This window comes from Gallalistipes aquisgranensis, assembly GCF_014982715.1.
GTDB classification, from domain to species: domain Bacteria; phylum Bacteroidota; class Bacteroidia; order Bacteroidales; family Rikenellaceae; genus Gallalistipes; species Gallalistipes aquisgranensis.
The window spans coordinates 556,924-575,530 of record NZ_JADCJY010000001.1 but is presented as its reverse complement, the minus strand read 5'-3'; the positions used below and the strand labels follow the sequence as shown (position 1 = coordinate 575,530).

The following is an 18,607-nucleotide window of genomic DNA, read 5'->3' as shown; positions in this document are numbered from 1 at the left end:
GGCGGAGAGATTCGCACGCCTTTTCGCCCGTTTTACGCGAAATCTTCCTATCTTTGCGGGGATCATGGCAAAGAGCGGAAAAACCACATTCAAGGAGAGCGTAGCCGAGTTTGGTCGGCTGCAGAAGGAGATCGCGGCCCGCCGGTTCGCCCCCGTCTACCTGCTCATGGGCGAGGAGGGGTACTTCATCGACGAACTGTGCGACAGGCTGGCGAACGGAGTGCTCACGGAGGCCGAACGGGCCTTCAATCAGATCGTGGTCTACGGCAAGGACAGCGAGTGCGGAGCGATCATCAACTTCTGCCGCCAGATGCCCATGATGGGAAGCTACCAGGTGGTGATCGTGCGGGAAGCGCAACAGCTGCGCAGGATCGACCAGCTCGCGCTTTACACCCAGGCACCCGCCGCCACGACCGTTCTGGTACTCTGCCACAAGGAGAAGAGCCTCGACAAGCGGACACAGCTCTACAAACAGATCGCCCAGCGGGGAGAGGTGTTCGAATCGGTGCGCCCGCGCGATTACGAGATCGGTCCGTGGCTTTCCGACTTCATCCGCTCGAAAGGGTGCACGATCGAGCCCAAGGCACTCACGATGCTCACCGACCACCTCGGCGTGGACATTGCGAAAATCTCCAACGAACTGGCCAAACTGCTCACCTTCCTGCCCGAAGGGACGAAGGCCATCACGGCCGACCACATCGAGCAGAACATAGGTATCAGCAAGGATTTCAACAACTTCGAGCTGACGCGGGCCCTCTCGGAACGGAACATGGAGAAAGCGCTGCTGATTGCCGACCACTTCGCCCGCAACCCGAAGGAGAACCCGCTGATCGTGACGATCAGCACCCTGTTCAGCCATTTCCAGCGTATCTTCATCCTCAACTACCAACGTTGGCTGGTGCGCAACCGGGGTGTGCAGATGCCCCCGGACATGGAACTGAGCCGGATGCTCAAACTGCCCAATCCGTTCTTCCTGAACGAATACAAGCAGGCGGCCGGTCTTTACCCCAACAAAAAGGTCTTCACGATCCTGGGCCTGCTGCGCGAGTACGACCTCAAGAGCAAGGGGATGAACGGAGGTTCGGCCGCCGAAGGGGAATTGCTGAAGGAGCTGCTGCTCAAAATCTTCTATCTATAACCGGTCGCCTGTTTCGGCCGCCCCGCCGCCATGAATATCTTCGACCGTCTGCCGCAAAGCCTCCCCACGAACGGCGCATCCGTGCCCGACGGCATGGAAAATCTCTCCGAGGAGGAACGGGCCTGCATAGAGGAATTCGGCAACCGGATCGGAACCATATCCATCCCGGCCAAAACGCTCCTGCTCGAAGAGGGGAAAGTAGCGGACATCCTCTACCTGATAAAAAAAGGCTGCCTGCGTCTTTTTTTCCTCGACGACGGCAGGGACATCACGTTTCAATTCTTTTTCGAAGGGGATTTCGTCGCTTCGTTCGACAGCATGCACAGGCATCTGCCGAGCCGGTTCTCACTGGAAAGCATCGAAGCAACGGAAGCGGTCGCAATCGGACGGAACGACCTTTACGGTCTGCTCCGCAATGTGCCCTCCCTGAGGCTGCTGTACGAGGAGAAACTGACAGACAGGTTCCGCACCTACCAGCAGCTGTTCCTGTCCCGCATCAGGGACACGCCGCGGCAGCGCTACGAAGAGCTGCTGCGCGAGCGCCCCGACATCGTCAGACGGGTGCCCCAGCACTATATCGCCTCCTATCTCGGCATCACTCCGGTGTCGCTAAGCCGCATACGCAACCGCCGATAGCCATTTCTTAACAATTGTTATCGTCCGTTCGTCCCGTTTCGGGTTCCTTTGCACCGAAACCGAAACTTCTCAGGAGATGAAACAAAAAACACGTTTCCGCACCGACCTGGCACTGGCCGTCCTATTCCCTCTCTCGTTCCTTTCCGGCATCGGCATCCACTACGCCGGCCATTTCCAATCGCACACGGCCTGGCATCAGTGGTCCATCGTCCACACGCTGGCGAACATCGCATTCGTGACCGCAGCGGCCATGCACATCGGACACCACCGGACATGGTACAAACCGCGGCCGAATCCGCGGCGCCGCAGAAACAGGATCACGGCCGCACTCACCCTCGTCTTCCTGTCCGCAGCGGTTTCGGGAGTGTATCTGCTGGCGTTTACCCGGGGAGAGGGCTCCCGTATGGGAACCGTACACTACGGGACGGGAATCGCATTCGGGATACTCGGCATCGGACACATGGTCAAACGATGGAAAATCCTGAAAAAAGGAGTGAGCGGGAGACCCTGAAAACAGACATTCCTCTCCGGAAATCTTCCGTACGACCGCCCCGCAAACCTCGAACCGCACGGAAACGGCCGCAAGAGACAGAAAAGAGAGGGTTTTCTCCTTTCGTCAGCATAAATTTCATACCTTTGTCCCGTCGGCGGCGAACACCGACCGTCCGCCGATCACAAAAAACGGAGACAAGATGACGTACATACTGATATTTCTGACGGTCGCGGTCTCGATCGTATGCTTCGGCAACCGAAATCTGGTCTCACGGCTTTCGATGAACCCCTATGCCGTGTGGCACCGACGGGAGTGGTGGAGGCTGCTGACCCACGGGTTCGTCCATGCCGACTACACTCACCTGCTGGTCAACATGTTCGTCCTGTGGTCGTTCGGAGCACTCATGGAACGGATATTCAAAATCCAGGAATTCGCGGGCGTCATCTCCGACGCTTACCTCACCTACTTCCTCCTCTATTTCGGAGGTATGGTCGCAGCCTCGCTCTACGACTTCTTCAAACGGAGGGACGATCCCCGCTACACCTCGATCGGCGCTTCGGGAGCCGTGTCGGCCGTGGTTTTCGCCTCGATCTTCTTCCAGCCGCTGGGCATGATCTATTTTTTCGGCGTGATCCCCATACCGGGCATCGTCTTCGGCGTGCTCTACCTGCTCTACGAACGGTGGTCGGCCCGCCGCGAAGGCGACCGTATCAACCATTACGCCCATATTTTCGGAGCCGTGTACGGGTTCGTCTTCCCGCTGCTGATGAGCCCATCGCTCATCCATGTTTTCCTCCAGGGATTCAGATTCTGAGGCGATGCGGGGCGACAGGGTCTGTATCGACGGTACGCTGAGGGAGCGGAACGGGACGGAGTTCGACACCGACCGCCTGCTCTCGTCGGGATACCTCTACCAACGCATCCACACGCTGGCGCACCGTCCCCTCCACCTCGCCGCCCACACGCAGCGGCTCACGGAAAGCTACCGGGCCCTCTACGGCACCGTCCCTGCCGCGGACGAGGAGACCCTCCGCCACGAAATCGCCCTCACGCTGGAGGAGAACCGCTATCCGGCCGTCAGCAATCTGGTGACGCTCTACCTCTTTCCTCCGCGGGACGGGCGACCGGGACCACGCATGGTCAGCTGCACGGAAACCCTCGTCTACCCCGGCTACACGCTGTGGCACTCCCGTCTGAAGGCAGTCACCCTCCCCTACGACTATCCCTTCCCGGAGCACGAGACCGCCCTCTCACGCATCGCCCACACCTTTGCCGGAGAGTACGCCCGCCGGACGGGATACGACCTTGCGTTGACGGAAAACGGACAGGGCGTCGTCACGGGCGCAGGCGAAAACCCGCTGTTCGCCGTATGCGGCGACACCGTGCTCACCACACCGGTCGAAAGCGGAGCGGCAGAGAGCGTATTGCGGCAGCTGGGACTGGAACTCTGCCGCGAAGCGGGAGTGTCCGTACGGGAGGAGACACTCACGGTGGAAACGCTCCGCCGTTGCGACGAACTCTTCTGCCTGACGCCGCAGGGCGTGGTAAGCCTGTTGGAGTGGGACGGCCGGATGGGTTTCAACATCACGGCCGAAAAACTGGGCGCGCTCCTCGAGCGGGCGGCCCGGAAAAAGAATTTCGAATTCGGCATCCGCTGACCGGCACAACTCCGGAAAGAGTGCATATATCCGGGAGAAAAATCAATCCGGAATACACCGACGGGGTACGAAACCACCGGCCCGTACGACGCCTCCGAAGATCCGAAAAACCGCACGGACGACACCCTCTCCCCGCTCAGCGCAGGAAAACTCCCTCGTACCGCGCTTTATTTCCCTTGCCGTCGGTCACCTCGAGCGTCACACAGTGGCGTGCCCCCGTAGCCGGACGGGACGGATCGAAACGATGGGTGATGCGGCGGCTCCTGACATCGTACTCGAACAGTTCCCAACGTCCGTCCACCGTAGCCCGGAAATCGGCCACTCCCGAAAAGTCGTCCGAAATCACGAACGAAACCTCCGTGGCCCGGCGCAGGTCGGCCCCCTCGCGGAAAGCCGGAGCGATGCGGGGAGGCACGGTATCGGCCGCCACGCAGTAGGTGCCCGCTTCACGCACCGAGGCCGTCACCCAACCCTCCTTCCAGCTGCCGCCCGCATAGGAGAGCGTCCCTTTCGGGGTGATACGGGCCAGACAGGCCCCGGCCCGGAGCGATGCGGGAAGACCGTCGGCCCGGAGCCCGACCGTCGCGGAACGGTGCAGGGGAATGTCGGGCGAAAGAAATGTGAAGGCCGGCGAATAGACCGGCCGCCGGACCGAAGCCGGAATCTCCGCGCTCTCCTGACGGTAGAAAACCGATTCGTAGAGCGCCCGGGCGGGAATCGACACACGCATCCCGTCGCGGTCGCCCGTGAACGGACGGCGACAGTCGACTATCCGGGCCGCACTGTCGGCCGGAAACACGGAGAGCGCACCGCTCCCGCCCCGCCGGATACGGAACGAAAGCCGGGAACGGTTGCCGTTGTCGTCCTCGATCTCGATCTCCGCGGCATGGGGCAGCGTATCCGGCAGGGCGATCAGCCCCCGGTTGTGCACCGTGCGGTAGGAGGGCAGGAAATTGTTCGTCTGGAGCGCCAGCCGGTAGAACTCGTTACGGGCGCCCCGCTGAAGGGGATAGACCGACACGGAGTTGACGTAGCGCGTATTGGAAAAGAGGAAACCGTCCTTGCTCAGATCGAAGAGCGTACGGCCGTCCAGCCGCAGGGTCACGCGGTAGGCCCCCATCGTGTTGGCCGTGCCGTTCTTGCGGTCGGTGGTCTCCACGGCAAAATAGCCCCGGGACCCCACCTCCAGCACGGCGGTGTCGACCGTCCGGTAACGGCCCGGACCGCACTCCCGGAGCGCGACCGGGCGGGGTTCCGAATGAACGGGCACCCCCCGCAGGGTGTCCACCCCGAACCAGTAGAGTTTCACGATACGGGGCGGCAGATCGTCCTTCACCGGAAACAGGCGCAGGGCGAGCGGATTGACCGTACGCTGCGAAGCCGTCTCGCGTACCTCGAAATGGAGGTGGGGTCCCATAGAGAAACCCGAATTGCCCGAATAGGCGATCACCTCTCCCTGGCGCACGGGAAACCGCCCGGCTCCGGGAAAAAGATCGGCCTTCCACCGCTCCCGGCGGTAGAGTTCGTCCCTCAGATAACGTTCGACAGCGGGCGTGAAACGGTCGAGGTGTCCGTACACGGTGGTCGTCCCGTTGGGATGGGCCACATAGAGGGCCCGGCCGAAACCCGAGGGGTTGAGCACCACGCGCGCAATGTAGCCGTCGGCTGCGGCCAGCACGGGATGTTCCACCGTACCGCCCGTCTTGATGTCGATCCCGGAATGGAGATGGTTGGCCCGCACCTCTCCGAAATTGGCCGAGAGCAACGCGGGCATATCGAGCGGGAAGCGGTAGTAACCGGGCTCCGGTTTCACCGCAAAGGCAGCCGGGGAACCCGCCGACCAAAGGCAGCATATCAGGACGGCCGCGACTATCTGTATGGAAAACAGCTTCTTCATCGGAAAAATCACTCTTCGTTCATCAATTCGTCCGTCAGCGACAACACCGTCTCGTAGTCGTAGCCCAGCGAGAGACCGTAGCGCACGAGCCGGCCCTTCGTCCGATAGGGCGTATCGGCATCCATCGAACGCATGCGGCGGACCATCGCCTCGCGCAGACGCCCCTGCATGGCCTCCCCGTCCAGCTCCGACAGCGCGCCGTCGATCACCTCCCGGGCGATCCGCTTGGCCGAGAGGGCGGCCCGTATCTTGTAGGCCCCCCATCCACTCAGCCGGATTTTCTCCCGCACGAAAGCGGCGGCATACCGCCCGTCGTCGATAAAACGCTGGTCGGTAAGGGTTTTCAATATCCGCTCCTGCGCGGCCGGCTCCACCCCCCAGCGGGTCATCAGCCGCCGGGCGTCGCCGGAACATTTCTCCGTCTTGGCGCACAGGTTCATCAGCGAACGCAGGGCCTGTTCCGGCGTTTTCACACGCGGACCGGCCGGACGTTCCCGCTTCAGGTCATCTTTCTGCATCGGATCATTCTCGGTTTATCGTTCATATCGCAACGGAGTTCCACCTCCGTGTACCCCTCCGTCTCCAACAGGCGGACCGTCTCGGCAGCCAGCCCCTCGTAAATCTCGAAGTAGAGCCGCCCTCCCTCCGCGAGGGTTTCCCGGCCCCGGCGGGCGACGGCCCGGTAGAAGAGCAGCGGATCGTCGTCGGGCACGAAAAGCGCCTCCCCCGGCTCGTAATCGCGCACGTTGACGTGCATCGACGCCCGGTCGGAGGCGGGCACATAAGGCGGATTGGAGACGATCGCCTCCCAGCGGTCCCCGCCGCGCCACCACGGATCGTCCGCATCGAGCACATCCGCCCGCTCCCACCGCACCGCGGCACCGAGCAAGGAGCCATTCTCCCGCGCGAAGGCCAGCGCCCGGGGCGAAACGTCCACACCCGAGACCTCGGCCCCCGCCAGCTCCAGCGCGAGCGAAAGGGCGATGCACCCGCTGCCGGTGCCGACATCCAGCAGGCGGAGCGGCCGCACGGAACGGTAGTCGGAGACGATCCACCACACCAGCTCCTCGGTCTCGGGACGGGGGATCAGCACGCCCTCTCCCACCCGGAACTCCCGGCCGCAGAACGGAGCCGCTCCCAACACGTACTGCACGGGGCGCCCGGCGGCCAGTTCCCCGACCATCCGCCGGACCGTCCGCTCATCGCATCCGGGCCGGAACGCCACTTCGGCCAGAGGCTCGACCGCCGCGTCCAGCCGAGTGAAGCCGCCGATCCGTTCACAGACCCGGCAGGCGACGGCGCGGGCCTCCTCCTGCCCGTACAAGGGTACGAGCGGTTCGCAAAGGGAAAGGAAAAGCGCACGGCGTGTCATCGGTTCGTCCATTTACGGAACAAAGATACCGAAATTTTACCGGTTTTCCGGACGCCCATCCGCCGAAAGTTCGCCGATTCCTCCCTTCCGAAAATCATTTCTGGCGGATTTTGACTATTTTTACCCGGGGAAAGGACGGCAAAACGCACCGCCGGCCGGGCACGCAGGCCGGTCGCGCCAGAACCGGAACGGCCGTCGTTCCGGCCGCGGCAAGCATTCCGAAGAATGGGCCGCCGACACCCGGACACCGCAAAGGAAACAGAACACATCATTCCATACAACCGAAAACGAACGACCATGAACGGATACGAAAGAATCAAGGCTGCGCTGGAGGGACGGATGCCCGACCGCCGGCCCGTCATGCTGCACAATTTCCTGCACGCCGCGGAACTCGCCGGCATCAACATGAAACAGTACCGCGAGAGCCCCGAACTGGCGGCCCGGAGCCTGATCGAATCGGTCGAACGGTACGGGCTGGACGGCGTGCTGTTCGACGTGGACACCGCCCTGCTCGCCTCGGCCATCGGGGTAAAGACCGACTACCCCGATGACGAACCGGCGCGTACCCACGAGCCGCTGCTCGAAAACCTCGCCGACGTAGATTCGCTGCAACAGGTGGATATCTCGAAAAGCGTCCGCGTACAGCACGCACTGGAGACGGTGCGCATCCTCAAGAACCACTTCAAAGGAGAGGTCTACGTGCGGGGAAACTGCGACCAGTCGCCCTTTTCGCTCGCCACCATGGTGCGTACTCCGGCCAATTTCATGATGGACCTGATGCTCGACGAGGAAAATTCGGTGAAACTGCTGCGGTACACGACCGGTATCACCAAGCAGATGATCGGTCTGATGGCGGAAGCGGGCGCCGACATGTTGTCGAACGGCGACAGCCCGGCCGGACCCGACATGATCTCTCCGCAAATGTACCGGACATTCGCCCTGCCCTACGAAAAGATCGTGAGCGACTACTCCCACGCATGCGGGAAACCCTATCTGCTGCATATCTGCGGCAACACCGATCTGATCCTGGAAGAGATGGCCACCATCGGGCTGGATGCCGTGGAACTGGATTACAAGACGCCCATCGACCGGATTTACGGGGTGATGCACGACACCTGCACCCTGTTCGGCACGGTCGATCCGAGCGGAGTAATCACCTTCGGATCGGTCCGGGACGTGGAGGAGAAGACCATAGAACTGCTGCGGCGGTATGACGGCTGTCCGCGGCTCGTGGTCAACGCCGGTTGTGCCATACCGAGAAACGCACCCCACGAGAACGTGAAAAAATTCGTCGAAACCGCCCGGAACTGGGCCCTGTAACTCCGCCCGCCGTACCCGCCGCGGCAGGGGTAGCGACAGGGCAAACTGCGGAAGGTACCGGAGGACAGGATACAAAGAGGGCGCACGTGGATCACGTGCGCCCCCGGTTCATTTCCGGACCTTCTCTCAGAACCTCCAGCCCACGGAGAACTCCAGGGCTCCGTTGGTCATGGGATTGGCCGAGGCCACCCGCAGCATTTTCGTGGCGCCGATGTTGTAACGTCCCTCGATAATCATCCCGAAATCGAAGTCGTAGGCCAGACCGGCCAGCAGGTCGACGTCGTAACGGTTGATGGCGTCGCGGATCGTGTACTTGTCTCCGCCGTCCACATCCTCCTTACTGGTCACCAGATACCCGAACCGGGCCCCCAGCTGGAAATTGAGCCCGTCAGTCAGGTAGAACTTGGCCACCACCGGCATGTAGATGTAGTCCAGGTTGATCTTCGACTTGACACCGTTATCGCCGTGCACGCGGAATCCGTTCATGGCGTAGAGCAGGTCGGCTTCCACGCTCAGCCAGTCGTTTATCATCCGGTCGGCGAAGACACCGGCCACCACGCCGGCACGCATCTTGGCGCCTTCGACGCCGTTGACCGTGGAAAAGGAGGCACCCACCTTGGGACCGAAACCCCAGGGCTGGGCGTTGGCACAAAGGCCGATCAGGAATAATCCGGCAACGGACAGTAAAATCTTTTTCATAGCTTCTTGAATTTAATGATTAATATTTTCTTCCATACAATACTACGGGGAACGTCTCAAAAAAAATGCCAAATAAAAAAGCGGGGATTCCCGCGGAAAGCCTTACCTTTACGGTAAAAACGGGATGCCATGTATAACAAACTGACCAGGGAAGAGTTAAGGATTATCCGCGAAACGGCCGGCGAAGGCGCTCCCTCTCCGCGGCGCAAAGGAGCGGCCCTGCGGTCGGCGCTGTTTCTGATCGCGGGACTGTGCGTCATGGTATTTCTGGCGTGGCTGCTGCTGTGGCTGAGCAGCCGGTGGGCATAGAAGCCGTCCAACAGAAAAGAGAGGGGAAAGGGCAGGTTCCCGAACTGCAGGGGCAAACCGACCGTCCAGAGGAACAGAACGTCAGGGTCTATCCGCAGACGACCGGACGAGGGGCGATTTTCCAAACGGCCGTACAGGAAAGTACGGCACTCGGAGAAGCGGTCCCGTGAACGCCGAAATGTTTCGGCGTCCGGCACAGGCTCCGCCATGAACCGGCAGACTCCCCGGCACTCTCCTTCCGGCGGCCGGAAAAACGGAACGATCGTGTGTAGCGTCGCTACCGGGCAAGACGGTCAGCGATCCAGCGGGTCAGCTCAACGAACTGCGGAACGCCCAGCTGTTCGGCCCGTGAAGCGAAAAAAGGATGTTCCTCGCCCCCGAAATCGCCGAATACGGCCCGCAGAGAGTTGCGGAGCATCTTGCGGCGCTGGCCGAACGAGGCCTTGACCACCCGGACGAAGAGCCTCTCGTCGCAGCCGAGTTCCCGTACTCCGTTGCGCCTCAGCCGGATCACGGCGCTCTTCACTTTCGGGGGCGGACTGAACACGCCCTCGCTCACGGTAAACAGGTAGTCGATGTCGTACCACGCCTGAAGCAGGACGCTCAGGATGCCGTAGTCACGGCTGCCGGGAGGTTCGGCGATCCGCACCGCCACCTCGCGCTGCACCATGCCCACCGCCTCGGGAACCAGATCGCGGTGTTCGAGAATACGGAAAAATATCTGCGACGAGATATTGTAGGGGAAATTACCGATCACGCGCACCCCCCGGGGAAAGAGTTCCCGCAGATTCATCCGCAGGAAATCGCCCTCGATCAGCCGGGACTCCAGCTGCGGGTAGTGACGGCGCAGATAGACGACGCTCTCGGTGTCGATTTCGGCCGCATAAAGTTCCATATCCGTCCGCTGCAACAGAAACTGCGTCAGCACCCCCATACCCGGCCCGACTTCGAGCACGGCGCGGGGCAGACATTCCTGCTCTCTGGCCGCCTCCCGGGCGGAGGGACACTCTCCCCCGCTTCCGGCAGCAGGTCCGGCCTCTTCCGCCGGAGCGCACGGCCCGGCCGGAGACAGGCTGTCGCAGATGCGGCGGGCGATATTCAAGTCGGTCAGGAAATGCTGGCCGAGCTCTTTCTTGGCACGGACGGCTTCTCCGTCCTTCCTTTCCGTACGGCGGGCTCTCCCCTCTCCATAAGGCTCTCCCGCACGCACTCCCGCGGCGGGACGGCTTCTCTCTCTGCGATCCTTCGTCACGCCGGCCGTCAGTTTCCCTGTTCGCAAATGAACTTGATCCGCACCAGACGAATCTCCTCTTCCGTGAAATCGCTGCCCAGCTCCTCGAGGGCCTCGTCGAGCGAATCGCTCTGGGCATCCTCCTTAAAATAGAGGTAAATCTCGTCGGCCTTGTCCTCGTCCATCGCCTCGGAGATGTAGTAGTTGATGTTGAGCCGGGTTCCGGAGTTGACGATCGCCTCGATCTCGGTGAGCAGTTCGTCGAACTCCAGGTCGCGGGCCCGGGCGATGTCCTCGAAGTCCATCTTGCGGTCGATGCTCTGGATGATGAAGACCTTGTTGCCGCTGCGGTTCACGACGCTCTTGACCACCATGTCCTGCGGACGGATGATCTCCTTCTCCTCGACGTAGGCCTTGATGAGCTTGATGAAAGGCTCGCCGAACTTTTTGGCCTTGCCCACGCCTACGCCGCTGATGTTCTGCATCTCCTCGAGAGTGACGGGATACTGGATCGACATATCCTCCAGCGAAGGGTCCTGGAAAATCACGAAGGGAGGCAGGTCGTGCTGTTTGGCCACCTTCTTGCGCAGGTCCTTGAGCATCGAGAAGAGCTCCTCGTCGGCGGCGCCTCCCTTGCCCGTGGGCAGGGCGGCCTCCTCTTCCTGCTCCTCGTCGTAGTCATGGTCGAGGGCGATCATCACCGAGAAGGGATGCTCGATATACTCCTCGCCCCGGGCATTGACCGACAGCAGGCCGTAATTCTCGATATTCTTGTCGATCAGCCCCAGGATCAGCGCCTGGCGGATGACGGCTCCCCAGAAACGGTCGTTCTGCCCGGCGCCCGCCCCGAACCACTCGCTCTTGTGGTGGCCGTAGGACTTGATCAGCGCCGTGGTACGCCCGATCAGCACGTTGATCAGGTAGTCCATCTTGAACTTGTCCCCGATGGCCCGGAGCACCTTCAGCGCCAGCTGCATCTGCTCCCGGCCCTCCGTCTTCGGCCGGGGATGGGTGCAGTTGTCACAGCAGCCGCAGTTCTCCTCCGGATACTCCTCCCCGAAATAGTGCAGCAGGGTTTTGCGGCGGCAGATGGCCGACTCGGCATAGGAGACCGTCTCCATGAGCAGCAGTTTCCCGATCTCCTGTTCGGCGACCGGCTTGCCCTGCATGAATTTCTCCAGTTTCTGAATGTCCTTGTAACTGTAAAAGGCGATGCAATGCCCCTCGCCTCCGTCCCGTCCGGCACGGCCCGTCTCCTGATAGTAGCCCTCGAGGCTCTTCGGAATGTCGTAATGGATCACGTAACGCACGTCGGGCTTGTCGATTCCCATGCCGAAAGCGATGGTGGCCACGATCACGTCGACCTCCTCCATCAGGAACTTGTCCTGATTCTGGGCCCGCTGCGCGGCATCCATGCCGGCATGGTAGGCCAGCGCACGGATGTCGTTGGCCTGCAGGAGCTCGGTCAGCTCCTCTACCTTCTTGCGGCTGAGGCAGTAGATGATACCCGACTTGCCCTCGTTCTGCTTGATGTAGCGGATGATCTCGCGGGCAGCGTCGTGCTTGGGCCGTATCTCGTAGAAGAGGTTGGGACGGTTGAACGACGACTTGAACACGGTGGCGTCGAGCATGCCCAGGTTCTTCTGGATGTCCATCTGCACCTTCGGGGTGGCCGTGGCCGTGAGGGCGATCAGCGGCGCATGGCCGATGTCGTTGATGATGGGACGGATACGCCTGTACTCCGGACGGAAGTCGTGCCCCCACTCCGAAATGCAGTGGGCCTCGTCGATGGCGTAGAACGAAATCTTTATCTTGCGCAGGAAGGAGACGTTGTCCTCCTTCGTGAGCGACTCGGGTGCGAAATAGAGCAGTTTGGTCCGGCCGGCAAGCACGTCGTTGCGGACCTTGGTGACCGCCGCCTTGTTGAGCGACGAATTGAGAAAATGAGCGATGCCGTCGTCCGCGCTGAAGGTGCGCATGGCGTCGACCTGATTCTTCATCAGGGCGATCAGCGGCGATATGATAATGGCCACCCCGTCCATGATGAGCGCGGGCAGCTGGTAACAAAGCGACTTACCCCCGCCCGTAGGCATGAGCACGAAGGTGTCGCGGCCGGCCAGTACGTTGCGTATGACCGCCTCCTGATTCCCCTTGAACGACGAGAAGCCGAAATACTCTTTCAGCTTATCGTGCAGCCGGGTATCTTCCTGTTGATTCATCTTGTTATGCGTCCTGAAATATTCTGTTTCCGATCGTTTTTAAACACTTCATCACCTAAAGATATTCATTTTTTTCAAATTTCCGTCAATATCCGGAAAAAATTCATCAAAAAAAGGGAACGGCCCCCGCCCTGCCGCACGGTCCGCGCCGTCGTCCGGGCCTCTCCCGGGAAACGAAAGCCGCGGAAAATCAGCATGCCCGCATCCGCCTTACCGCCGGAGCGCGGTCCGGGGAGAACGGAAAAGGAAGAAAAACGACCCCGGCAGGAAAAAACAGGGGCGCCGTTTTCCCGTTCGGAGTAAAAGAACTATATTTGCGGGATAATGCACAACGAACCATCGGAGCGCAGATGAGACTATACACGCAAGACCTCGTAAAAAGATACAAGACACGTACCGTCGTCGACCACGTCTCCATCGAAGTGGAACAGGGGGAGATCGTGGGCCTGCTGGGCCCCAACGGAGCCGGAAAGACCACCACGTTCTACATGATCGTTGGGCTTATCAAGCCCAACGAAGGACGCATTTTCCTGGAGGGAGACGGCCAGACGCTCGAACTGACCAAGGAGCCGGTCTACCGCCGGGCCCAGATGGGCGTGGGCTATCTGGCCCAGGAGGCTTCGGTGTTCCGCCGCCTGAGCGTGGAGGACAACATCAAGGCCGTGCTGGAGATGACCGATTTCACCAAGGAGTACCAGAAGGAGCGGCTCGAAAGCCTCATCGAGGAGTTCCGGCTGCAAAAGGTGCGCAAGAGCCTCGGCATCCAGCTCTCGGGCGGCGAGCGGCGCCGGACGGAGATCGCCCGGGCCGTGGCCATCAATCCCCGGTTCATCCTGCTCGACGAGCCGTTCGCAGGCGTCGACCCGATCGCCGTGGAGGACATCCAGAGCATCGTGGGAACGCTGAAGAACAAGAACATCGGAGTCATCATCACCGACCACAACGTACACGAGACACTGGCCATCACCGACCGCACCTACCTGCTGTTCGAGGGCAAAATTCTGAAAGCCGGTTCGGCCGAGGACCTCGCCAACGACGAGACCGTCCGCAAGGTCTATCTCGGCAAAGACTTCCAACTCAGATAACGCGCCATGGAGAAGACCATCACCCCGGGACGGGTCGCGGGAACCGTGCTGGCCCCCTCGTCGAAAAGTTACGCCCAGCGAGCGCTGGCCGCCTCGCTGCTCTGCGAGGGGGAGTCGCGCCTCACCAACATGGAACTGTGCAACGACACGCGAGCCGCGATGAAGATCGCCGAGGCCCTCGGCGCCAGGATCGCGCCCGTCGAAGGAGCCCGGTGGGACTACTCGGTGCTGGGAGGTGTCCGCGAAGGGACGGTGTGCCCTGTGGCCGACCGGCTCAACGTCGGGGAGTCGGGGCTGGCCACCCGCCTGTTCACGCCGATCGCCGCCCTGTGCGGACGCCGCATCTCGCTCACGGGCGAGGGCTCGATCCTCGTGCGGCCCGTCGGCATGATGGAGGAGCCCCTGCGGCAGCTGGGAGCCGAGGTCAGGACAAAAAAGGGATTGCTGCCCATCACGGTGCGCGGTCCGCTCAGAGGAGGCGAAGCCCGGGTGGACGGTTCGCTCAGCTCCCAGTTCATCACGGGACTTCTGATGGCCCTGCCGCTGGCGCAGAACGACACTACGCTGCACGTGAAGGGTCTCCGGAGCCGCCCGTACATCGACATGACGATCGCCGTGGCGGAACGTTTCGGCATCCGGATCGGACACAACGACTACGAGGAGTTTTTCGTGGAGGGAGGCCAGCGTTATGAGCCGGCCACCTACAACATCGAGGGGGACTGGAGCGGGGCTTCGTGCCTGCTGGTGGCGGGCGCCACGGCGGGCGAAGTGACCGTGGAGAACATGAACACGCTTTCGCTTCAGGCCGACGTGGCCGTGATCGACGCGCTTTCGCGGGCGGGAGCCGAAGTGATCTCCACGCCGGAGAGCGTGACGGTCCACCGCAGGGAGCTCACGGCTTTCGAATTCGATGCGACGGACTGTCCCGACCTTTTCCCCGCCCTCGTGGCGCTGGCCTCGGCCTGCGACGGAGTGAGCGAAATCAGGGGAACCCGGCGGCTGATCCACAAGGAGAGCAACCGGGCGGAAACGCTGGCCGTAGAGTTCGCCCGGCTGGGCATCCGGGTCGACATCTCCGAGGAGAACGTGATGCGCGTGGAGGGCGGACCGGTTTCGGGCGCCGTGGTCGAGAGCCACAACGACCACCGGATCGCCATGGCACTGGCCACGGCGGGACTGCGGGCCGACGGAAAGGTGACCGTACTCGGCGCGGAGGCGGTCGACAAATCCTACCCCGATTTCTGGGACGATCTGGAGGTCCTTATGGAAAAAGGGGCAACGAACGGTTAAAACCACAAAAGACAATGAACAGTTTCGGACGCAAATTCAGGGTATCCATTTTCGGGGAGTCACACGGCGGGGCCGTGGGCGTGGTGCTGGACGGGGTGCCGGCCGGCATTCCCCTCAACGAGGAGGATTTCACGGACGATCTCGCGCGCCGCAAGAGCGGACAGCGGGGCACCACTCCCCGCAAAGAGAGCGACCGGCCCGTGATCCTGTCGGGACTGTTCGAGGAGAAGACCACGGGGGCTCCGCTTACGGTGGTCTTCGCCAACGAAAACACGCTCTCGAACGACTACCGCAATCTGGTGACCCACCCGCGTCCCTCGCACGCCGACTGGGTGGCCCGGCAGAAATTCCACGGTTACGCCGACTACCGCGGCGGCGGACACTTCTCCGGACGGCTCACGCTCGGGCTGGTGGTGGCCGGTACGGTAGCGAAAAAAATTCTGGAAGGGGTGGAGATTACCTCCCGGATTCTGGAGATCGGGGGATGCACCGACGCTGAACGCTGGCCCGAAGTGGTGGAGAATGCCATGCGGGAGAGCGATTCGGTGGGCGGCATCATCGAATGTCGGGCCGAAGGGGCCGGCGTGGGATTGGGGGAACCTTTCTTCGATTCGGCGGAGAGCGTCATCAGCCACCTGCTCTTTTCGGTACCGGCCGTCAAGGGAGTGGAGTTCGGGAATGGATTCGCCTGCGCCCGCCTGCGCGGCTCGCAGAACAACGACCCGATCGTCGATCCTTCGGGCCGGACGGCCACCAACAACGCGGGCGGCATCTGCGGCGGCATCACCAACGGCAACCCGGTGGTGGTACGCGTGGCGGTCAAGCCCACGGCCAGCATCGCCGCCCCCCAGCAGACCCTCGACATGACCACGGGCACCGTACAGGAACTGCGGATCAGAGGGCGCCACGACGCCTGCATCGCCCTGCGCGCCCCGGTGGTGATCGAATCGGCCGTGGCTATCGCGCTGGCCGACCTGAGGCTGCTCGACCGCCCGTAAAACCAGAGAAAAGGGTTTCTTCCCGCCGCGGTCACCTGTCCGCCGAAACGCAGCCCCGGATATGAACGGGAGGCCTTCGACGGTCCCTTTTTCCTCTGCACCCCACTCCACCTGCCCCCACAAAACGTCGGGACGTATGTTGCAGAGGGGACACGGTACCTCCGCTTGCGGAGCAAACGAAAAAAGGCGCCTTTTACAGGCGCCTTTTCACTGATTCGAGGCAGTTCGTCCGCCGTCCGGTACGAACACCTTATTTCACTTCGATCTGTTTCTCCTTCTTGGCTTCGGGAACCTCCACCTTCTTCGGAATGTCGATGTTCAGCACACCGTTCTCCATTTTGGCCTCGATCCGGTCGCGCTCGATGTTGTCGGGCAGGATCATCGTCTGCTGGAACTGCGAGTACGAGAATTCACGGCGCAGATACTTGCCCTTCTTCTTGTCCTCGTTCTTCTCCTCCTTTTTCTCCATGGAGACGACCAGCTGGTTGTCTTCGTTGATCTTCACGTTGAAATCGCCCTTGTTCATGCCCGGTGCGGCGATCTCCACCTTATAGTCCTTTTCCGTCTCGATGACGTTCACGGCAGGCGCCGTGACGTTGGCGCGGGTCATCCATTCGTTGTCGAGAAAATCGTTGAAGATGTCGGGTAACCACCCCTGGGTTCTTCTGATAGGTAACATAATCAATCCTCCTATAATTTTAGTTAAACATTCCTTTTGTTTCCGCAGCCCCTGCGGGCCGCTTTCGCATAGGGAAAGTTCAAATTCTGTGCCACCGCCCGAAAACGGGGACCCAGTCCGGAGAAAATGACGAAACGACAGAAAAACTGCAATTTTTTCATGACCGTCAAGACATTTTAACATCTGACAGTCAGCACATTATGACAAATTTTCAGACACCGGGCAGGTCCGGGCCTCCGACCGGGAACCCCACCAGCGTCAGCCCGCCCCACTGGTTCACGTCCCAGAGACGGTCGACCGCCGGCTGCCCATCGCGCTCCACCACCAGCCGTGCCTGAAAAGGCGGCGAATCGCGGATCACCACCGAAGAGGGAAAGGTGTTGGCGATGACATACAGGTAAATCTCGATACGGTGGCAGGGGCCGGTCGTGATCTCGGCCCCGCGGTCGTTGGTGTATCCCTCGGGAGCGGTACGGTCGTCACTGCCATCGTCCACGTCGTAGACGCGGTCGATGAAGTTGCGGTATCCCGTTTGCCGGTTCCCGACGTCGTACTCCACCACCGTCATGAATATGTTGTAGCGCCACCACTGCTCGTAATCGCACAGAAGGCGCACTCGGTAGATGCTTTCTTCCATAGATTTCGTTTCCGGTCCGGAACATCGCCTGCAAATATCCTGCAAGGAACGGAAGCCCTTATGCAGGGGATGTTCAGCCGATAAAAGTAACGAAAACTTTGTAATTACAGTAATAATTTTTACCTTTGTGCTCTATTTTCGGACAGAAGTGGATATTTTGAAAAAATACGCCATACCCTACAAAGGGCTCAGCACCGGCAAACACCGTTTCGAATTCGAAGTGGACGACCGTTTCTTCGAGGCGTTCGAGAACTCCGAGATCAAACGGGGCCGTGCCCGCGTGGAAGTTGAGCTTGACAGGGGTTCCGCGCTGCTGACCCTGGAGGTGGAGATCGACGGGGAGGTGACCGTGGAGTGCGACCGCTGTCTGGAGGACTGCACGCTTCCGGTGCACTACCGGGGAGAGTTGGTCGTCCGTTTTTCGGAGACGCAGGAAGAGTACGACGGCGAGGTCATGTGGCTCTCACCGGCCGAAACCGAGGTGAATCTGGCCCAGTACATCTACGAAAGCATCTGCCTGAGCCTTCCTTATCAGCGGGTGCATCCGACGGACGAAAACGGCCGCCCCACATGCAATCCGGAGATGCTCGCCCGCTTCCGGATCGTAACCCCGGAGGAGTTCGGGCGCATCGAGCAGGAAGCTGCGGAGCACGGAGCCCCCAATCCCGAGTTCGAAAAGCTGAAAGCGCTGAAAGACCAAATGGAATAGAGAACATAAAGTCAAACTTATAATTCATTTTCAACCATGGCACATCCTAAGCACAAAGTCTCCTCGACCCGGAGAGATAAAAGAAGAACCCACTACAAGGCGGAAGTTCCCACGGTGGCCGTCTGCTCCAACTGCGGTTCGGCCGTCCTGTACCATCGAGTATGCCCCGAGTGCGGTTTCTACCGCGGTAAACTGGCCGTAGAAAAGAAAGCCGAATAGGCGGGCCGCTCACCAAGC

Annotated in this window: 20 protein-coding genes; 12 read left to right on the top strand and 8 right to left on the bottom strand. The window is 61.0% G+C overall.

The window, feature by feature from the left end:
* The first annotated feature begins 64 nt into the window (after nt 1-64).
* The 5 genes from holA to INF32_RS02040 all read left to right on the top strand — a co-directional run bounded on the left by holA (nt 65) and on the right by INF32_RS02040 (nt 3,925).
* Complete coding sequence (gene holA, locus INF32_RS02060; protein ID WP_226386753.1) at nt 65-1,138, top strand: DNA polymerase III subunit delta; 1,074 nt, start codon at nt 65-67, stop codon at nt 1,136-1,138.
* A gap of 30 nt (nt 1,139-1,168) precedes the next feature.
* Nucleotides 1,169-1,774, top strand: coding sequence for a Crp/Fnr family transcriptional regulator (locus INF32_RS02055; protein WP_226386752.1), 606 nt, complete (start codon nt 1,169-1,171; stop codon nt 1,772-1,774).
* Nucleotides 1,775-1,850: 76 nt separating this feature from the next.
* Nucleotides 1,851-2,285: a hypothetical protein gene (locus INF32_RS02050; RefSeq protein WP_226386751.1), complete on the top strand. Its 435-nt coding sequence runs from the start codon at nt 1,851-1,853 to the stop codon at nt 2,283-2,285.
* Nucleotides 2,286-2,466: 181 nt separating this feature from the next.
* A complete protein-coding gene (locus tag INF32_RS02045) occupies nt 2,467-3,081 on the top strand; it encodes a rhomboid family intramembrane serine protease (protein ID WP_226386750.1) in 615 nt (204 codons plus the stop codon).
* 4 nt (nt 3,082-3,085) lie between these two features.
* Nucleotides 3,086-3,925 carry an aminotransferase class IV gene (locus INF32_RS02040; RefSeq protein ID WP_226386749.1) on the top strand — a complete coding sequence of 280 codons (840 nt, stop codon included), beginning with the start codon at nt 3,086-3,088 and terminating at the stop codon, nt 3,923-3,925.
* A 136-nt stretch (nt 3,926-4,061) separates the two neighbouring features.
* Here the strand turns inward: INF32_RS02040 and INF32_RS02035 are convergent, their stop codons facing one another.
* From INF32_RS02035 to prmC, 3 genes are read right to left on the bottom strand one after another with little or no spacing between them, the layout of a single operon-like run.
* On the bottom strand, nt 4,062-5,822 hold the full coding sequence (locus tag INF32_RS02035; protein WP_226386748.1) for a M23 family metallopeptidase: 1,761 nt from the start codon (nt 5,820-5,822) through the stop codon (nt 4,062-4,064).
* An 8-nt stretch (nt 5,823-5,830) separates the two neighbouring features.
* Nucleotides 5,831-6,340 carry a regulatory protein RecX gene (locus INF32_RS02030; protein ID WP_226386747.1) on the bottom strand — a complete coding sequence of 170 codons (510 nt, stop codon included), beginning with the start codon at nt 6,338-6,340 and terminating at the stop codon, nt 5,831-5,833.
* Complete coding sequence (gene prmC, locus INF32_RS02025; RefSeq protein ID WP_226386746.1) at nt 6,322-7,194, bottom strand: peptide chain release factor N(5)-glutamine methyltransferase; 873 nt, start codon at nt 7,192-7,194, stop codon at nt 6,322-6,324. The genes INF32_RS02030 and prmC overlap by 19 nt, the downstream gene beginning before the upstream one ends.
* 297 nt (nt 7,195-7,491) lie before the next feature.
* Here prmC and INF32_RS02020 point away from each other — a divergent pair, with 297 nt between their 5' ends.
* On the top strand, nt 7,492-8,514 hold the full coding sequence (locus INF32_RS02020) for a uroporphyrinogen decarboxylase family protein (protein ID WP_226386745.1): 1,023 nt from the start codon (nt 7,492-7,494) through the stop codon (nt 8,512-8,514).
* A 126-nt stretch (nt 8,515-8,640) separates the two neighbouring features.
* Here INF32_RS02020 and INF32_RS02015 read toward each other — a convergent pair whose 3' ends face one another.
* The gene (locus INF32_RS02015; RefSeq protein ID WP_226386744.1) at nt 8,641-9,213 is read right to left on the bottom strand and encodes a porin family protein; all 573 of its coding nucleotides are present in this window, start codon (nt 9,211-9,213) and stop codon (nt 8,641-8,643) included.
* A 129-nt stretch (nt 9,214-9,342) separates the two neighbouring features.
* Between INF32_RS02015 and INF32_RS02010 the strand changes: the two genes are divergently transcribed.
* Nucleotides 9,343-9,522 (top strand): hypothetical protein, encoded by a 180-nt coding sequence (locus INF32_RS02010; protein ID WP_226386743.1) that lies wholly within the window; start codon nt 9,343-9,345, stop codon nt 9,520-9,522.
* 277 nt (nt 9,523-9,799) lie between these two features.
* On the opposite strand, the gene rsmA is transcribed toward INF32_RS02010, so the two are convergent.
* Both rsmA and recQ read right to left on the bottom strand, forming a co-directional pair.
* Nucleotides 9,800-10,633: a 16S rRNA (adenine(1518)-N(6)/adenine(1519)-N(6))-dimethyltransferase RsmA gene (gene rsmA / locus INF32_RS02005; RefSeq protein ID WP_394368325.1), complete on the bottom strand. Its 834-nt coding sequence runs from the start codon at nt 10,631-10,633 to the stop codon at nt 9,800-9,802.
* Between the two features lie 149 nt (nt 10,634-10,782).
* Nucleotides 10,783-12,972: a DNA helicase RecQ gene (gene recQ, locus INF32_RS02000; protein ID WP_226386741.1), complete on the bottom strand. Its 2,190-nt coding sequence runs from the start codon at nt 12,970-12,972 to the stop codon at nt 10,783-10,785.
* Nucleotides 12,973-13,322: 350 nt separating this feature from the next.
* Here recQ and lptB point away from each other — a divergent pair, with 350 nt between their 5' ends.
* The 3 genes from lptB to INF32_RS01985 are packed head-to-tail and all read left to right on the top strand — an operon-like array spanning nt 13,323 to nt 16,345.
* The gene (gene lptB / locus INF32_RS01995) at nt 13,323-14,057 is read left to right on the top strand and encodes an LPS export ABC transporter ATP-binding protein (protein WP_226386740.1); all 735 of its coding nucleotides are present in this window, start codon (nt 13,323-13,325) and stop codon (nt 14,055-14,057) included.
* 6 nt (nt 14,058-14,063) lie between these two features.
* Entirely contained in the window at nt 14,064-15,347 is a 1,284-nt protein-coding gene (gene aroA / locus INF32_RS01990; protein WP_226386739.1) for a 3-phosphoshikimate 1-carboxyvinyltransferase, read from the top strand.
* 14 nt (nt 15,348-15,361) lie between these two features.
* Complete coding sequence (locus tag INF32_RS01985) at nt 15,362-16,345, top strand: chorismate synthase (RefSeq protein WP_226386738.1); 984 nt, start codon at nt 15,362-15,364, stop codon at nt 16,343-16,345.
* A 250-nt stretch (nt 16,346-16,595) separates the two neighbouring features.
* On the opposite strand, the gene INF32_RS01980 is transcribed toward INF32_RS01985, so the two are convergent.
* A complete protein-coding gene (locus INF32_RS01980) occupies nt 16,596-17,024 on the bottom strand; it encodes an Hsp20/alpha crystallin family protein (protein ID WP_226386737.1) in 429 nt (142 codons plus the stop codon).
* Nucleotides 17,025-17,235: 211 nt separating this feature from the next.
* Nucleotides 17,236-17,661 (bottom strand): hypothetical protein, encoded by a 426-nt coding sequence (locus INF32_RS01975; protein WP_226386736.1) that lies wholly within the window; start codon nt 17,659-17,661, stop codon nt 17,236-17,238.
* 127 nt (nt 17,662-17,788) lie between these two features.
* On the opposite strand from INF32_RS01975, the gene INF32_RS01970 reads away from it, so the two are divergent.
* Together INF32_RS01970 and rpmF are read left to right on the top strand one after the other, a co-directional pair.
* Nucleotides 17,789-18,370 carry a YceD family protein gene (locus INF32_RS01970; RefSeq protein ID WP_317172656.1) on the top strand — a complete coding sequence of 194 codons (582 nt, stop codon included), beginning with the start codon at nt 17,789-17,791 and terminating at the stop codon, nt 18,368-18,370.
* Nucleotides 18,371-18,406: 36 nt separating this feature from the next.
* Entirely contained in the window at nt 18,407-18,589 is a 183-nt protein-coding gene (gene rpmF / locus INF32_RS01965) for a 50S ribosomal protein L32 (protein ID WP_226386735.1), read from the top strand.
* The last annotated feature ends 18 nt before the right edge of the window (nt 18,590-18,607 follow it).

Bases quoted from the DNA above. Each gene is read 5' to 3' on its own strand.
- rpmF (WP_226386735.1), top strand. From the start codon at position 18,407: ATGGCACATCCTAAGCACAAAGTCTCCTCGACCCGGAGAGATAAAAGA.
- INF32_RS02050 (WP_226386751.1), top strand. From the start codon at position 1,851: ATGAAACAAAAAACACGTTTCCGCACCGACCTGGCACTGGCCGTCCTA.
- INF32_RS02015 (WP_226386744.1), bottom strand. From the start codon at position 9,213: ATGAAAAAGATTTTACTGTCCGTTGCCGGATTATTCCTGATCGGCCTT.
- INF32_RS02030 (WP_226386747.1), bottom strand. From the start codon at position 6,340: ATGCAGAAAGATGACCTGAAGCGGGAACGTCCGGCCGGTCCGCGTGTG.
- INF32_RS02055 (WP_226386752.1), top strand. From the start codon at position 1,169: ATGAATATCTTCGACCGTCTGCCGCAAAGCCTCCCCACGAACGGCGCA.
- INF32_RS02040 (WP_226386749.1), top strand. From the start codon at position 3,086: ATGCGGGGCGACAGGGTCTGTATCGACGGTACGCTGAGGGAGCGGAAC.
- INF32_RS01985 (WP_226386738.1), top strand. From the start codon at position 15,362: ATGAACAGTTTCGGACGCAAATTCAGGGTATCCATTTTCGGGGAGTCA.
- INF32_RS01975 (WP_226386736.1), bottom strand. From the start codon at position 17,661: ATGGAAGAAAGCATCTACCGAGTGCGCCTTCTGTGCGATTACGAGCAG.
- lptB (WP_226386740.1), top strand. From the start codon at position 13,323: ATGAGACTATACACGCAAGACCTCGTAAAAAGATACAAGACACGTACC.
- INF32_RS02010 (WP_226386743.1), top strand. From the start codon at position 9,343: ATGTATAACAAACTGACCAGGGAAGAGTTAAGGATTATCCGCGAAACG.
- INF32_RS02045 (WP_226386750.1), top strand. From the start codon at position 2,467: ATGACGTACATACTGATATTTCTGACGGTCGCGGTCTCGATCGTATGC.
- INF32_RS02020 (WP_226386745.1), top strand. From the start codon at position 7,492: ATGAACGGATACGAAAGAATCAAGGCTGCGCTGGAGGGACGGATGCCC.
- INF32_RS01980 (WP_226386737.1), bottom strand. From the start codon at position 17,024: ATGTTACCTATCAGAAGAACCCAGGGGTGGTTACCCGACATCTTCAAC.
- aroA (WP_226386739.1), top strand. From the start codon at position 14,064: ATGGAGAAGACCATCACCCCGGGACGGGTCGCGGGAACCGTGCTGGCC.
- INF32_RS02035 (WP_226386748.1), bottom strand. From the start codon at position 5,822: ATGAAGAAGCTGTTTTCCATACAGATAGTCGCGGCCGTCCTGATATGC.
- holA (WP_226386753.1), top strand. From the start codon at position 65: ATGGCAAAGAGCGGAAAAACCACATTCAAGGAGAGCGTAGCCGAGTTT.
- recQ (WP_226386741.1), bottom strand. From the start codon at position 12,972: ATGAATCAACAGGAAGATACCCGGCTGCACGATAAGCTGAAAGAGTAT.
- prmC (WP_226386746.1), bottom strand. From the start codon at position 7,194: ATGACACGCCGTGCGCTTTTCCTTTCCCTTTGCGAACCGCTCGTACCC.